This window comes from Francisella sp. 19X1-34, assembly GCF_041102755.1.
Taxonomy (GTDB): domain Bacteria; phylum Pseudomonadota; class Gammaproteobacteria; order Francisellales; family Francisellaceae; genus Francisella.
In genome coordinates this window covers 1-15,050 of sequence record NZ_JBGCTX010000021.1, presented here as the reverse complement: position 1 = coordinate 15,050, position 15,050 = coordinate 1, and the positions used below count along the sequence as shown (strand labels likewise).

The window sequence follows — 15,050 nt, the reverse complement described above, 5'->3', positions numbered from 1 at the left end:
GATTTGATATGTCAAGAATAGGTAAAAAACCTGTTGCTATCCCAAGTGGTGTTACAATCAACGTTGCTGCTGGCAATCAGGTAGAAGTTAAAGGAGCTAAAGCTACTTTAAACAAAACTTTTTCTACTGATGTGACTTTTAATGTTGCAGATAATGAAGCAACAGTTACACCTAACAATAATAGTAAAAATGCAGTTGCTCAATCTGGTACTGCAAGAGCTATCCTAAACAACATGGTTGAAGGTGTAAGCAAAGGTTTTGAAAGAAAGCTAAAAATTATAGGTGTAGGTTACCGTGCTAAAGCTCAAGGTAGTGAATTAAATCTTACATTAGGTTTTTCTCACCCAGTTGTTTATGCTTTACCACAAGGTGTAACTGCAGAAACTCCAGCTCCTACAGAAATCGTTCTTAAAAGTGCTGATAAAGAGCTTTTAGGTAAAGTAGCAGCTGAAATTAGAGACTATAGAAAGCCTGAGCCTTATAAAGGTAAAGGTGTTCGTTATGAAAACGAATATGTAGCTAAGAAAGAAGCTAAGAAGAAGTAGGTAGTAAAGGATAGTATTATTATGGATAAAAAAACTGCTCGTTTAAATCGTAGTAAGCGTACTAGAATTAAACTAAGAGAACTAGGGCATACTAGACTTTGTGTTTATAGAACACCTAAGCATGTATATGCTCAAGTAATTTCTGGTGATGGTTCTACTGTATTAGCTTCTGCGTCTACTGTAGAGAAAGATGTTAAAGCAAAATGTAAATATACTGGTAATGTTGAGTCTGCTGCAATCGTTGGCGAAGTTATTGCTAATAGATGTAAAGACAAAGGTATCGAGCAAGTTGCTTTTGATAGATCTGGATATAAGTATCATGGACGTGTTAAAGCTTTAGCAGAAGCTGCTAGAGAGCATGGTCTACAGTTTTAATAAATAAAATATGGATGATTATTCATTATGTCTAATGAAGTAAAAAAGAACGAAGAGCTGATTGAAAAGTTAGTTAGTGTTAAAAGACACTCTAAGACAGTTAAAGGTGGTAGAATCATGAGCTTTGCCGCACTAACTGTTGTAGGTGACGGTAAAGGTAAAATTGGTGTAGGTAGAGGTAAATCAAGAGAAGTGCCTGTTGCTATCCAAAAAGCTATGGAAAACGCTAAGAAAAACATGGTATCAGTGAATCTAAATAACGATACGTTATGGTATGCTACTATGGCTAACCATGGTGCTTCAAAAGTGTATATGCAGCCTGCATCTGCTGGTACTGGTATTATTGCTGGTGGTGCTATGCGTTCTGTGTTTGAAGCTGTTGGTGTTCATAACGTTTTAGCAAAAACATATGGTTCAACAAATCCTGTAAACGTTGTTAGAGCAACAATATCAGGTTTGGCGAAAATTAAATCACCAGAACAGATCGCTGATAAAAGAGGTCTATCTGTTGAAGAGATTCAGGGGTAATCAAAATGAGCGAAGCTAAAACATTTAAAGTTACTTTAGTAAAAAGCCTAATTGGTCGTAAGCAAAATCATATAGCGTCAGCTAGAGGTCTAGGCTTAAGAAAGATCAACCACACAGTTGAAGTATTAGATACTCCAGAGAATCGTGGCATGGCTAATAAAATATATTATATGGTTAAGATAGAGGGGTAGTATCAAATGAAATTAAATACAATTGCTCCTGCTGCTGGCTCAAAAAGCGCTCCAAAAAGGCTTGGTCGTGGTATAGGAAGTGGTTTAGGTAAAACTTCTGGTAAGGGTCACAAAGGTCAAAAAGCACGTTCAGGTGGTTACCATAAGGTAGGTTTTGAAGGTGGTCAAATGCCTTTACAAAGAAGACTACCAAAATTTGGTTTCACTTCTGCGCCTAAAAGATTTGTTGCTGAGATCAGACTTCATGAGTTAAATCATGTAGCTGCTGATGAAGTAACTTTAGATACTTTAAAAGATCTTGGTCTTATTAGAAAAGATATTAAAACAGCAAAAGTAATAGCTTCTGGAGAAATCCAAAAAGCTGTTAACCTTAAAGGTATAGCTTGCACTAAAGGTGCTAAAGAAGCTATCGAAAAAGCTGGTGGTAAAGTAGAGTAAGATTAAAGATATGTCAAAGTTTAATAGTGCTTCTGGTACAACAGGCGAATTAAAATCAAGACTAATTTTTGTAGTTATTGCTATATTAGTATTCAGATTAGGTGTATATATTCCTATACCTAATATTGATCCTACAAAATTGGTTCAAATTATTTCAAATCAACACTCATCAACAAGTGGTTTGATGAGCATGTTTAATATGTTCTCTGGTGGCGCTCTTACTCAAATGAGTATCTTTGCTTTGGGTGTAATGCCTTATATTTCTGCATCGATTGTTTTTCAAATGTTATCAGCTGTATATCCTAAATTTATAGAGCTGAAAAAAGAAGGCGAATCTGGTCAGAAGAAAATCACTCAGTATACAAGATATTTTACTCTTGCTTTAGCTGTAGTGCAATCATTTGGTATTGTTGCATTTGTTCTGCATCAAGATGGTTTGGTAACAACAAATAATATGCCGTTATTTTATTTAACAACTATTGTTTCAGTTACTACTGGTAGTATGTTTTTGATGTGGTTAGGTGAGCAGATCACGGAAAGAGGTGTGGGAAATGGTATTTCACTACTAATTTTTTCGGGTATTATTGCAAATCTTCCATTTGAAATTTCAAATACTCTATCTCAGGCAAATCAACATGTAATATCATATTTATCTGTCTGGGTTCTTTTAATACTTCTTTTGTTAGTAATAGCATTTGTAGTATTTATGGAAAGTGCTCAGAGAAAAATTACTGTGAATTATGCAAAAAGACAGCAGGGCAGAAAAATGTTTGCTGCTCAGACAAGTCATTTGCCATTGAAGCTAAATATGGCTGGTGTAATCCCAGCGATTTTTGCTTCATCTATACTTATGGTTCCAGGTGTTTTAATTGGTTGGTTATCTAACTATAATTCACTAGGCTGGTTAGCTGATGTTGCTGAGATGCTACAACCAGGTAGTATAGTTTATACAGTAGTATTTGCTGCGACTATTATATTTTTCTGTTTCTTTTATACTTCATTAGTATTTAATCCAAAAGAAACGGCAGATAACTTAAAGAAATCTGGCGCTTATATTTCGGGTGTAAGACCTGGTGAGCAAACAGCTAAGTATATAGATGCAGTTATGACAAGATTGACTTTAGTTGGTTCATTATATATTACAGCTATATGTTTGTTACCGATATTTGTAGTGAAATTCTTTGCACAAGGTTTATCATTTACATTCGGTGGAACATCTTTACTAATTGTTGTAGTTGTGATGATGGACTTTATGGCTCAAGTTAGATCACATATGATGTCAACACAATATGATTCTTTACTGAAAAAAGCAAATCTTAGCGGTAAGAGAAAATAGAGAAATATTTTTTGGAGAAATATAATGAAAGTTAGAGCTTCAGTTAAAAAAATGTGTAGAAACTGTAAAGTTATCAAGCGTAACAGAGTTGTTCGTGTGATATGTACAGACCCTAGACATAAGCAAAGACAAGGTTAATCAGTCAAGCAAATTAAATAAAGCTTGATTATTTGTTTTTAAAAAGTTATCCTAGCAAGTTACTAATTGCTTTGATAGCAAATAAATTAAGAATAATTATTTAGGAGTGAATTAGATGGCTCGTATAGCTGGTGTTAATATTCCTGTTCATAAACATGCAGTAATAGGATTAACTTCAATTTATGGAATAGGTAAGACAAGAGCACAACAAATATGTGAATCTTGCAAACTAGATCCAACTGTTAAAATCAAAGAATTAACAGATGAGCAAGTTGAAGCCTTAAGAACAGAGGTTGCTAAATATACTGTAGAAGGTGACCTGCGTCGTGAAGTTTCTATGGACATAAAAAGACTTATGGACTTAGGTTGCTTCAGAGGTAGAAGACATCGTCGTAGCCTTCCTGTAAGAGGGCAAAGAACGAAGACTAATGCTCGTACTCGTAAGGGTCCAAGAAAGCCAATCAAGGCGTAATACAATTATAACTATAAAGATTAAAGGGTAGATTATATGGCTAAGTCTGTTAGATCATCAAAGAAAAAAGTAAAAAGAGTAGTTACTGATGCAGTTGCTCATATTTACTCATCTTTTAATAACACTATAGTAACTATCACAGATAGACAAGGTAATGCTTTATCTTGGGCTACTTCTGGTGGTAGTGGCTTTAGAGGTTCAAGAAAAAGTACACCTTTCGCTGCTCAGGTTGCAGCAGAAAGAGCAGCTGATATGGCTCTAGAATATGGTGTTAAAAATGTAGATGTTTTAGTAAAAGGACCAGGTTCAGGTAGAGATTCAGCTGTTAGAGCTTTAAATGCTAAGAACCTAAAAGTATCAAGTATAACAGATGTGACTCCATTACCTCATAATGGTTGTCGTCCTCCTAAGAAACGTCGTGTTTAATATTTTAAAGGGAAATAAATAATGGCTAGATATCTAGGACCAAAGTGTAAACTTTCTAGAAGAGAAGGTACTGACTTATTTTTGAAAAGTGGCGTAAAAGCTAACGACGAAAAATGTAAAATGAATACTGCACCAGGTCAACATGGAGTAAGAAGAGCGCGTCTTTCTGACTATGGTTTACAGTTAAGAGAAAAGCAAAAAGTTCGTCGTATGTACGGTGTTTTGGAAGGTCAGTTCAAAAAATACTATCTTGAAGCTAATAGAAGAAAAGGTAACACAGGTGCTACTTTATTAGAAATATTAGAATCAAGATTAGACAATGTTGTTTATAGAATGGGCTTTGCTGCTACTCGTGCAGAAGCTAGACAACTTGTTGTTCATAAAGGTATAGTTCTTAATGGACATACTTGTAACGTACCATCTGCTCAAGTTAAAGCTGGTGATATAGTTGCAGTAAGAGAGAAAGCTAAAAAACAATTAAGAATTCAAAATGCTGTTGAGCTTGCTAAAAGTAGAAAAGAACTTTCTTGGATCGATGTAAACACTGATTCATTAGAAGGTACTATGAAGGCTTCTCCAGACAGATCTGAGTTATCATCAGACATAAATGAACAATTAATCATCGAGCTTTACTCTAAGTAATAAATAATATTTTATTATCTTTAGTGGCTCTTTATGGCCTTTATTTCAAGGAGATTTTTTAGTGAGTAATAATAATTCAAACCAAGAATTTTTACCTAATATACAGCTTAAAGATGATTTAGGTGCTTTAGGATATAAAGTACAGCTTTCTCCTGTAGAAAAAGGTATGGCTCATATCCTTGGCAACTCTATTAGAAGGGTTTTATTATCTTCTCTTCCTGGTGCATCTATTATTAAAGTAAATATTAAAGATGTATTGCATGAGTATTCTGCTTTAGAAGATGTCAAAGAAGATGTTGTCGAAATCGTTTCTAACTTAAAGAAAGTAGCAATCAAACTTGACAGTGGCATTGAAAATGTCGAATTAGAGTTATCTGTTAATAAAACAGGTGTTGTTACAGCTGGTGACTTTAAGACAACTCAAGGTGTAGAGATTATAAATAAAGATCAACCTATAGCTACTTTGACAAATCAAAGAGAGTTTAGTCTAGTTGCAACAGTTGATTATGGCAGAAATGTTGGAATACTTTCAGCTGTACCAATTGAACTAGATAGAGTTGGTGATATAGCTGTTGATGCAGACTATAATCCAATCAAAAGAGTTGCATTTGAAGTAATTAATAATGGTGATAGTGATGTTTTAGAAGTATTTTTGAAAACAAATGGTACTGTAGAACCACTAGCAGCTGTTACAAAAGCTTTAGAATATTTTTGTGAGCAAATGTCAGTTTTTGTATCTCTTAAAGTACCTAGTAATGGTAAAACTGGAGATGCTTTATTAGATTCTAATATTGATCCTATACTTCTTAAACCAATTGATGACTTAGAGCTGACTGTAAGATCATCTAACTGTTTAAGAGCTGAGAATGTCAAGTATCTTGGTGATCTTGTTCAATATAGTGAATCTAAACTTATGAAGATACCTAATTTAGGTAAAAAATCTCTAAATGAGATTAAGCAAATATTGATAGACAACAACTTATCTCTAGGTGTTCAGATTGATAACTTTAGAGAGTTAGTTGAAGGAAAATAAATTAATAATATAGTAATCATATAATATTAACTATAAAGGAGTAATTACTATGAGACATCATAAGCAAGGTAGAAAATTTGGTAGAACTAGTAGTCATAGAAAAGCTATGTTTAAAAACATGTCAGCTTCTTTGATCAATCACGAGCTTATCAAAACTACTTTACCAAAAGCTAAAGAGTTAAGAACTATCGTTGAGCCTTTAGTTACTTTAGCTAAAAGAGAATTTAAATTAAGAAACGAGTTAGATGTTAATTCTAATGAGTTCAAAGCACAATCAGTTGCTTTAAGAAGACAAGCTTTTGATTTCTTAAGAAACAAAGCAGCTGTAACTAAGCTTTTTGAAGAGTTTGGTGCGCGTTATGCAGAAAGAGCTGGTGGTTACACTAGAATCCTTAAGTGTGGTTACAGATTTGGTGATAAAGCTCCTATGGCTTTCATCGAGTTAGTAGACAGACCTGAAGTAGACGAAGCTGCTGACGAAGAATAATTTCTCTTTTTATCTTAAAAATTCTTATCCAAAAAAATATCTAAGTTTTTATTCGTATAAATTAAAGAACATTTGATAAAATTACTTTATAAGTTTTTTTATTATTTAATTTATTTATATGGATCAGAAACTTTATCAGTGTGTAATTATTATATTGGTTATTATCAACTCTATAACCTTAATAGCACAAGTTGATTATGGAAATATAGACTATCTTAACTATATTAATATTATTTTTTCAGCGATCTTTTCTATTGAGTATATTGTTCGATTTATTATATCTTCTAGAAAAATAGTGTTTGTTTTTAAGTTTTATAACGTTATCGATTTTATAGCTATTTTTGTGCCATTGATACTTGCTCTTTTTGGTGTAAATTCTCATGAGTTAATTGTGCTTAGATTGTTACGTATATTCAAAATATTTCAAAACTCAACAATTATGAATAGGTTGATTAATGTATTTAAGAAAATTTATCGTGAGCTTTTAGTATCGTATTGCTTAATCTTTGTAATATTAATAATATCATGTGTAATGATGTTTTACGCGGAGCATGACACACAACCACAAGTATTTTCAACTATATCAAAGACATTATGGTGGGGTGTGACAACTCTAACAACTGTAGGATATGGTGATATGTATCCAGTAACTTTGGCTGGTAGGCTAATAGCAGCTGTTCTTTCTATGCTTGGTATAGGAGTTTTTGCCATCCCTAGTGGTTTAATAGGAGGTGCTTTTATTGAAGAAATGCGACAAGAACGAGAACAAGCTGCTAAAAATGATAAGAATTCTTCGACAGATTAGCCTTTAAAAGTGTAATTAGTATAAAAATTTCTTGAAAAAATAATAATAACTCTCATATATACACTGTCATATATTTTATTTAAATGAATATAACAAAAGAGGGTTATATAAAATGTCAGAAAAAAAATATACTTTTGAAACTGAGGTAGATAAATTACTTCACCTTGTAATTCATTCGCTATATTCAAATCGTGAAATTTTCCTAAGAGAACTTGTATCTAACAGTTCTGATGCAATTGAGAAGCTAAGGTATGAAAGTATCTCAAATGCTGAGTTAAGCGAAGGTGATGCAGATTATGCAATAAAAGTAGACTTTGATAAAGATGCTAAGACTATTACAGTTAGTGATAATGGTATTGGTATGACAGAGGAAGAGGTTATTGAGAATCTTGGAACTATTGCAAAGTCTGGCACTAAGAAATTCTTAGAGAATTTGACAGGTGATAAGAGTAAAGATAATGAACTTATCGGTCAATTTGGAGTTGGTTTTTATTCATCATTTATCGTTGCTGATAAAGTTACGGTTAGAACTAGAAAAGCAGGTCAAGACAAAGCTCAGGCAACTAAGTGGGTTTCTGATGCGAAAAATGGCTTTACAGTAGAAACTATAACTAAAGAAAAGCGTGGTACAGAGATAACTCTTCATATAAAAGAAGATCAGTTGGATCTACTAGAGCATAATTTATTAAAAGGTTTAGTTCATAAATATTCTGATTGTATCAATACTCCTATTCAAATGAGAAAAGTTGAAACTGATGATAAGGGTGAGCAAACAATCAAAGATGAGTATGAAACTGTAAACAATACTAAAGCTATTTGGTTAAGATCGAAAGACGAAGTAACTGATGAAGAATATCAAGAGTTTTATAAGTATATATCTCATGATTTTGCAGATGCTTCAATGTGGATACATAATAAAGTTGAAGGTAACCTTGAGTATAACAGCTTACTATATATCCCAGAGAATAAGCCTTTTGACTTTTGGAATAGGGATAAAGATTATGGTTTATCTTTATATGTGCGTAGAGTATTTATTATGGAGAATAAGGAGTTATTACCTCCATATTTAAGATTTGTTAAAGGTGTAATTGACTCTGCTGACTTACCACTAAACGTATCACGTGAGATATTACAGCATAACAAAGTTATTGATAAAATTAGAAAAGCTACAACTTCTAAGGTTCTTGGTGAACTTAAGAAACTTGCTAATAAAGATGCAGAAAAATATCAAAAATTCTGGGATAATTTTGGTCAAGTACTTAAAGAAGGTATATCTGATGATCACTCAAATAAAGAAAAAATCGCTGGTCTATTAAGATTTGCGACTACTGAAAGTGGTGATTCTAAACAAACAGTTTCTTTAGCTGACTATATTTCGCGTATGAAAGAAGGTCAAGATACTATCTACTATATTACATCTGATAGCCATAAGGCTGCTGCGAATAACCCACAACTTGAAGCGTTCAAGAAAAAAGGTATCGAAGTGGTTCTTATGTCAGATCGTATCGATGAGTGGATGATGTCTACTTTGACTGAGTTTGATGGTAAGCATATGAAGTCTATTATCAAGGGTGATATAGATCTTGATAAGTTTGAGTCAGAAGAAAACAAAGAGAAATTTGAAAAAGAATCTAAAGATTTCAAAAAAATCTTAGAAGAAGTAAAAGAATCTCTAAAAGATAAAGTTGAGGATGTACGTTTATCTAAGCGTCTAACTGATTCTCCAAGCTGTGTGGTTGTAAATGATTATGGTATGAGCTTACACATGCAGAAGATGATGGAAGAGGCTGGACAATCATTTATGCCTGGTATGGGTATGAAGCCTATCTTAGAGCTTAATGCTGAGCATCATTTAGTACAAAAACTAAAAGATGAAGCAGATACTGAAGTGTTCGGTGATATTTCTGAGCTACTTCTTATGCAAGCAATGTTTGTTGAAGGCGCTAAGATAGAGGACCCTATGTCTTTTGTTAAGCTTGTAAATAAATATATCAGATAGTTTTTTCTCTAAATATTTTTTTCTTTTTAAATTTCTCTTTAAACATTAATAAATGAATTGTCCTATCGAGTTATAGAATGGCAGAATTTTATTAAATTATAATGTAAACTTATCAGTATCTACGTATTCAAATTTATGAGTATTTTTCATGAAAATAAATAAGCTATTAGTTAGTGGCGGTGTCCATGGGAATGAATATACCGGTATCTATATAATTAATCGGTTGAAAAAATATCCATTAAAAGCAAGAACATTTGAAATTATACCTTTATTATCAAATCCAGAGGCTTTTAAATTAAGTAAAAGATATAAGGATCAGGATTTAAATCGATCTTTTTCAACTGAGGATTTAAATAATCCTTCACTGAATACTTATGAAGATCAAAGAGCTCGAGAAATTAATCAAACTTATGGATTTAAATCAGATTCTCCCGTTGATTTTCTAGTTGATTTTCATACAACAACTACAAATCTTGGTAAAACAATAATTACTGATGATAGAAGTCCATTAGTTAATAAATTATGTAGATATTTGGTTGAACGAATTGATGGTCTTAGAGTTATCAAACATCAAAGTATCACAGATGTGGCAATTAATAATATTGCACCAATGTCACTAACTATTGAAATTGGAGCTGTGCATACGAGTGTTTATGATACAAAAGCTATTGAAATAACCACCGAAATATTAAACGAAATTATTAAGTTTGTTGAGATGGCAAATTGTGATGATCTACCAGAAATCAAAAATTGTAAAGCTTATGAGCCTGTTAAAGCTATTGCTTTTCCTAGAGATAGTGATGGTAATATTAACGCAGTAATTCATGATAATATTAATGGTAATGATTTTAAGCTAATTAATGAGCAAGATCCAGCTTTTGAATTGATGGATGGCAGTGTTCAATTGTTGAATGAGTTAGGAGAATGGTATCCTATTTTTGTGAATGAGTCGGCATATTATGAAAAAGATATTGCTTTTTACCTGACGCGAGAAATTGATTTTTAATTTAGATATTTTATTCTGTCATAGGATTTCCTGATAACATATACAAAAGAGCTTTTATCATTAGCTTTTAAATTTAGGTGTTTGTCTGTGAAAACTAGAAATAATACTATTTGACTTCTACCACCATTAACTATAAGTAAAGAAACTATTTTAGAAGTGCTACAGATAATAAAATATTTAAGACTGAGGGAATAAAAACTTTTGTATATTCATTTTTAATTTACCGATATTTTGTATTGATAGAGGAGCAACAAAAACTGTATCATCTCCAGCAACTATGCCAATTATTCCAAAGCTATTTTTATTATAATCTAATGTTCTTGCAACTAGTTGGGCCGCTCCTGGCGCTGTATCTATAACAACTACAGCTTCATTGGCACTAACATTAATAACTAAAGATGAAATATTATCAGTCATTATTGGCGGAGCTGGCTCGTTAGGTATTTTATAAACTAGAGTGTTTTTCTCATTTTTGATTTTAATAGCACCTAATTTCTTTAGCATTCTGTTAACTTTAGATTGGCTAGCACTATAACCTAAGTGTTCTAAAGTGTCACATATTTCATTCTGTGAAGAAAATTCTTTGCTAAGAATAAGTTGTCTTAAATCGTTATAAATATCTGACTTGCTCATAATATTTTCCTTAAATAGATAAAGTTTCTATCTAATATATACTTATCATTATTTCTAAATAGTTTTACTAAAAAAATATCAAATTCTAATAATTATTAAAAAAATCAAAAGGTATTATAAACTTTTCAAAAGGATATACCTATAGATTTAATGAAAACATGAACTATTTATTAAGTTTTTCTTTAATAATTATATAAGCATCACGGAAAGATAGTCCTTGCTGAACAAGTTTATAAACTTCTTCAGTAGCATAAAGATCAGAAGTCATTGCTTGATTTAACTCTGTACTATGGATCTTTAGATTCTTTACAGTTGAGTCGAATAATAAAATGGTATCTTCTATTAACTCTATAGCTTGACAGAAAGGCGCTTTTGTTAGCTGATAATCGCGATTATAACCACTAGGTACACCATCAATTATAGAAGTGATCTGTTGAAGATAACCTTGATATAGTTTAGCATTACCTCTCATAATCTCAAATAAGTCATAATTACGCTTTTGTGGCATAATAGATGAGCCAGTAGTATATGAATTATCTAAACTAAAATAATTAAACTCTGACATGGTAAAAAGCATCATGTCATTAGCAAATCTTGAGTAAATGCTCATAGGGTTTGATAGAGTTTGCAAAATTAGCTTTTCAAAATATCCTCTAGAAAAGGCACAATATATAGGATTCTCTTGAGTTCTACTGAAGCTAAGTAGTTCTGTTGTGTAATCTTTATCATGTTTGAAATTATCAATACCGAATCCAGATGCTGATCCTAGAGGATTTTGATTAATAATTTTGCTTGTAGTAGATATTAAAAGTAGAGCATCAGCTAAAGCATCTGCAAACGATCCTAACCATACAGCAACTGTAGTAGGCATAGCTTTTTGCATATGTGTATAGCCAGGCATAGCAGTGTTTATATATTTACTAGATTTAGTTCGTAAAGTATGAATGTTTTCTTGTATAGTTTTCTCTAGTTGCTGTAGCTTATCTTTCATAAAAAGACGTAACATTACTAGAGATTGATCATTTCTACTTCTACCCGTATGTATTTTCTTACCAACATCACCATATTTTTTACACAGATATTGCTCAATTGTAGTATGCCCGTCTTCTTGATCTTGAGTTATTTCAAACTGACCTTTAGCAGCAAGCTCTTTTATCTCACTTAAACCTTTTGTCAGTAGTAAAAGCTCATCTTTAGAAATGATATTCATCTTCAGTAACATTTTTGCATGAGCTAAGCTAGCTTGAATATCATATTTAAGTAATTTTTGATCGAGTATATAATCTTGACCTACAGTGTATTTTTCAACTATAGGTAGAAGTTTATCAGTTTCTGTTTGCCAAAGTTTTTTATTCATATATTTTTATTTCTTATTTTTCATTATTGAATAAGCTGTACGCTGAGCTAAACTATGCAATTCTATAAATCCAGCTGAAGCATTATGGTTAAATAAATCTCCGCCAGCTTCAAAAGTTGCTAATTCTGGTTTGAGCATTGAAAACTGAGATTCTACAGCTACTACCTCTATATTACCTTTATATAGTGATATAGTCACTTTACCGGTTACTTTTTTATTCTGCTCTTCGATAAATGCAAGGATGTTATTCATAACGGGATTGTACCATTCAGCAGCATAAGCAAGGTAAGCCCATTTATTATCCATAAATGTTTTTAGTTCATTTTCTTGACGGGTAGAAACAAGTTGTTCTAGTTTTTTGTGTGCCGCTATTATAATGCTAGCACCTGGATTTTCATAAATACCTCTAACCTTTAGACCAATCAACCTATCTTCAATAAGGTTAAACACGCCAACACCATGCTCACTTCCTATTTTATTGCATTGCATTATTAGCTTGGCTAAAGACATTGATTCGTCATTTAGTTTTACAGGTATGCCTTCGACAAACTCTAGGGTAATGTTTTGTGGTTTATCAAGAGCATTCTCTGGAGTTTTGCACCATTGTAAGATAGCTTCTTTGGGAGCTATGAGGTTAGAGTGTTCTATTTCACCACCTTCTGCAGTATTGCCCCACATATTTTCATCATAAGAGTAGGGTTTACTTTTTTGTTGTTTAACTGGGATGCCATGTTTCTCAGCATATTCTAGCTCTTGTTCTCTTCCCATTCCCCATTCTCTAACAGGGGCTATTGTTTTTATATTATCATCTAATGTTGTTAGATAGCTTTCAAAACGAACTTGATCATTACCCTTACCTGTACAGCCATGAGCAACAACTTGACAGTTATATTTTTTAGCTACCTCAATAGCTATTTCTGAGATAACAATTCTACCTAAAGGAGTAGAAAGAGCATAGCCGCCTTGGTAGTCAGCATTTGCTTTGATAGCTTTGCTTATAACTTCATCTGCAAAACGAGCTTTGGCATCATATACTACGGCATCTATAGCTCCTAGATTGATGGCTTTTTGTTTTATTTGTTCTAAGTTATCAGCTACTTGGCCAATATCTATAGTTAAAGCAACAACCTCAACATCATATTCTTCTTGGATCCATTTAAGCATAACAGATGTATCTAAGCCACCAGAATAAAGTAATAGGCAACGCTTGAAATCTCCCTTCTTTGCTTCATGACTTGCAACTTTTTGATACTTTTTAGACATATGATACCTTTTTTATTATTTTGAATTTTTATTCATTTTATCAGAAGATTTTGTAATCATGAATATTTAATTTTAATTATTTATTAAATGGTTTTATATTAGTATTTATTTGTGGGTTAGTGTTTGTTATTCTGACTTAAAATTTAAATAAAACAAATAATTATTCGAAGTTGTGTTAAGTGATGTAGTAGGGGATTAAAATGATAATATATTTTGAGATTAAAGATTAATTATAACCAATATAGACAGAGATGATTATCATGATTGAACTTAGAATCATAAGGTATAAGTAGAATTTAAAGATAAATTTCAACCACAATCCATAAGGTATTCTTGCAGCTCCTAATACAGCCATTAGAGTTGCAGATGTTGGCATTAAGCAGTGTGTCCAACCATCTCCAAGTTGGAATGCTAAGACTGCTATTTGTCTGCTTATACCAGTTAAATCTGCTAGTGGTGACATAATTGGCATTGTCAAAGCTGCTTGTCCAGATCCAGAAGTTACAAAAAAGTTAAAAATAGACTGAAAGTAAAACATTCCTAGTGCTGAAATATAGTGGTTAGTTCCAGATAGACTCTCTGAAGCATAGTGAAGGATTGAGTTTAGCATAGTATAGTGCTCTGGATTCGAACCACCCATTAGATAGATTAGACCATAAGCAAAACTAATAATTAAACAAACTGGTAATAAAGCCTTTGCGCCATCCTTAAATGCTTCTAGTGTAGTGTTTAGGGTCATACCATTTACTCTACCAACTATTGCAAAAAAGCCTGTTACAAGACCTAAGATAGTAAATAATGTAGCAATTTCTGGTAAGTAATAACCAAATTTAACAACCCCATAGACTAGCCATACTATAGTTACTACCAAGCTTGCTAGTATCAACCATGAGTAAAAGCACATTTTTTGTGTTAGCTCTAAGGAGTGCTCATCAGAGTTTCTATATAAATTATCATGCTCAAACATCAGTGATGATTTAGGGTTTTTCTGTATTTTTAGGGCGTGTATTACCGCAAAAATAGTTATTGATGATGTGAATATTAGCCACATTATTATTCTAAATATACTTCCTGATAGCATTGGAACTTGAGCAATACTTACAGAAAAAGGATTCATCCAAGATGTTGCAAAACCTATCTGGGTTGCTAAATATATTACAACTGTACAAGTTAGAGCATCAAAACCTATAAGCACAAAGATAGGTACTAGTAGCATTATAAAAGGTATGGTTTCTTCCCCCATACCAAATACTGCGCCACCTAATGAGAAAATAAAGCATAAAGCTGGTAACAAGACTATTTTGGGACTGTTGAAATCTGATATTAATTTTAAAATTGTTTAAAATATACTGAAAAGTAATATATGATTTTTTTAT

19 protein-coding genes are annotated in these 15,050 nt (G+C 32.3%); 15 read left to right on the top strand and 4 right to left on the bottom strand.

Going from position 1 to position 15,050, the window contains the following annotated elements; genetic code table 11:
• Positions 1 to 8 precede the first annotated feature (8 nt).
• From rplF to AB8E56_RS04665, 15 genes are all read left to right on the top strand, one after another.
• Entirely contained in the window at positions 9 to 545 is a 537-nt protein-coding gene (gene rplF, locus AB8E56_RS04735) for a 50S ribosomal protein L6 (RefSeq protein WP_329478514.1), read from the top strand.
• Between the two features lie 21 nt (positions 546 to 566).
• Positions 567 to 920 (top strand): 50S ribosomal protein L18, encoded by a 354-nt coding sequence (gene rplR / locus AB8E56_RS04730; protein WP_192577187.1) that lies wholly within the window; start codon positions 567 to 569, stop codon positions 918 to 920.
• Positions 921 to 947: 27 nt separating this feature from the next.
• Positions 948 to 1,448 carry a 30S ribosomal protein S5 gene (gene rpsE, locus AB8E56_RS04725; protein ID WP_329478510.1) on the top strand — a complete coding sequence of 167 codons (501 nt, stop codon included), beginning with the start codon at positions 948 to 950 and terminating at the stop codon, positions 1,446 to 1,448.
• A 5-nt stretch (positions 1,449 to 1,453) separates the two neighbouring features.
• On the top strand, positions 1,454 to 1,639 hold the full coding sequence (gene rpmD / locus AB8E56_RS04720; RefSeq protein ID WP_329478508.1) for a 50S ribosomal protein L30: 186 nt from the start codon (positions 1,454 to 1,456) through the stop codon (positions 1,637 to 1,639).
• A 6-nt stretch (positions 1,640 to 1,645) separates the two neighbouring features.
• Positions 1,646 to 2,077 carry a 50S ribosomal protein L15 gene (rplO, locus tag AB8E56_RS04715; protein ID WP_329478506.1) on the top strand — a complete coding sequence of 144 codons (432 nt, stop codon included), beginning with the start codon at positions 1,646 to 1,648 and terminating at the stop codon, positions 2,075 to 2,077.
• A gap of 10 nt (positions 2,078 to 2,087) precedes the next feature.
• The gene (gene secY / locus AB8E56_RS04710) at positions 2,088 to 3,413 is read left to right on the top strand and encodes a preprotein translocase subunit SecY (protein WP_192577189.1); all 1,326 of its coding nucleotides are present in this window, start codon (positions 2,088 to 2,090) and stop codon (positions 3,411 to 3,413) included.
• A gap of 24 nt (positions 3,414 to 3,437) precedes the next feature.
• On the top strand, positions 3,438 to 3,551 hold the full coding sequence (gene rpmJ, locus AB8E56_RS04705) for a 50S ribosomal protein L36 (RefSeq protein WP_003017816.1): 114 nt from the start codon (positions 3,438 to 3,440) through the stop codon (positions 3,549 to 3,551).
• A 115-nt stretch (positions 3,552 to 3,666) separates the two neighbouring features.
• Complete coding sequence (gene rpsM / locus AB8E56_RS04700) at positions 3,667 to 4,023, top strand: 30S ribosomal protein S13 (RefSeq protein ID WP_150466854.1); 357 nt, start codon at positions 3,667 to 3,669, stop codon at positions 4,021 to 4,023.
• A 36-nt stretch (positions 4,024 to 4,059) separates the two neighbouring features.
• Entirely contained in the window at positions 4,060 to 4,449 is a 390-nt protein-coding gene (gene rpsK / locus AB8E56_RS04695) for a 30S ribosomal protein S11 (protein WP_072711284.1), read from the top strand.
• 21 nt (positions 4,450 to 4,470) lie between these two features.
• Entirely contained in the window at positions 4,471 to 5,091 is a 621-nt protein-coding gene (rpsD, locus tag AB8E56_RS04690) for a 30S ribosomal protein S4 (RefSeq protein WP_329478496.1), read from the top strand.
• Positions 5,092 to 5,152: 61 nt separating this feature from the next.
• Positions 5,153 to 6,124 (top strand): DNA-directed RNA polymerase subunit alpha, encoded by a 972-nt coding sequence (locus AB8E56_RS04685; protein WP_329478494.1) that lies wholly within the window; start codon positions 5,153 to 5,155, stop codon positions 6,122 to 6,124.
• A 49-nt stretch (positions 6,125 to 6,173) separates the two neighbouring features.
• Positions 6,174 to 6,611 carry a 50S ribosomal protein L17 gene (gene rplQ / locus AB8E56_RS04680; RefSeq protein WP_329478492.1) on the top strand — a complete coding sequence of 146 codons (438 nt, stop codon included), beginning with the start codon at positions 6,174 to 6,176 and terminating at the stop codon, positions 6,609 to 6,611.
• A gap of 118 nt (positions 6,612 to 6,729) precedes the next feature.
• Positions 6,730 to 7,416 carry an ion transporter gene (locus AB8E56_RS04675; RefSeq protein ID WP_329478490.1) on the top strand — a complete coding sequence of 229 codons (687 nt, stop codon included), beginning with the start codon at positions 6,730 to 6,732 and terminating at the stop codon, positions 7,414 to 7,416.
• Between the two features lie 112 nt (positions 7,417 to 7,528).
• Positions 7,529 to 9,415: a molecular chaperone HtpG gene (htpG, locus tag AB8E56_RS04670; RefSeq protein ID WP_329478488.1), complete on the top strand. Its 1,887-nt coding sequence runs from the start codon at positions 7,529 to 7,531 to the stop codon at positions 9,413 to 9,415.
• Positions 9,416 to 9,563: 148 nt separating this feature from the next.
• The gene (locus AB8E56_RS04665; protein WP_329478486.1) at positions 9,564 to 10,421 is read left to right on the top strand and encodes an aspartoacylase; all 858 of its coding nucleotides are present in this window, start codon (positions 9,564 to 9,566) and stop codon (positions 10,419 to 10,421) included.
• 177 nt (positions 10,422 to 10,598) lie between these two features.
• Here the strand turns inward: AB8E56_RS04665 and AB8E56_RS04660 are convergent, their stop codons facing one another.
• The 4 genes from AB8E56_RS04660 to yfcC form a co-directional block, all read right to left on the bottom strand.
• Positions 10,599 to 11,054, bottom strand: a complete 456-nt coding sequence (locus AB8E56_RS04660) for an ArgR family transcriptional regulator (RefSeq protein ID WP_329478484.1) — start codon at positions 11,052 to 11,054, stop codon at positions 10,599 to 10,601.
• A gap of 163 nt (positions 11,055 to 11,217) precedes the next feature.
• Positions 11,218 to 12,411 (bottom strand): argininosuccinate lyase, encoded by a 1,194-nt coding sequence (gene argH / locus AB8E56_RS04655; protein ID WP_329478482.1) that lies wholly within the window; start codon positions 12,409 to 12,411, stop codon positions 11,218 to 11,220.
• Positions 12,412 to 12,417: 6 nt separating this feature from the next.
• Positions 12,418 to 13,674: an argininosuccinate synthase gene (locus AB8E56_RS04650; RefSeq protein WP_329478479.1), complete on the bottom strand. Its 1,257-nt coding sequence runs from the start codon at positions 13,672 to 13,674 to the stop codon at positions 12,418 to 12,420.
• Positions 13,675 to 13,900: 226 nt separating this feature from the next.
• Positions 13,901 to 14,998 (bottom strand): putative basic amino acid antiporter YfcC, encoded by a 1,098-nt coding sequence (gene yfcC / locus AB8E56_RS04645; protein WP_329478599.1) that lies wholly within the window; start codon positions 14,996 to 14,998, stop codon positions 13,901 to 13,903.
• Between the last annotated feature and the right edge of the window lie 52 nt (positions 14,999 to 15,050).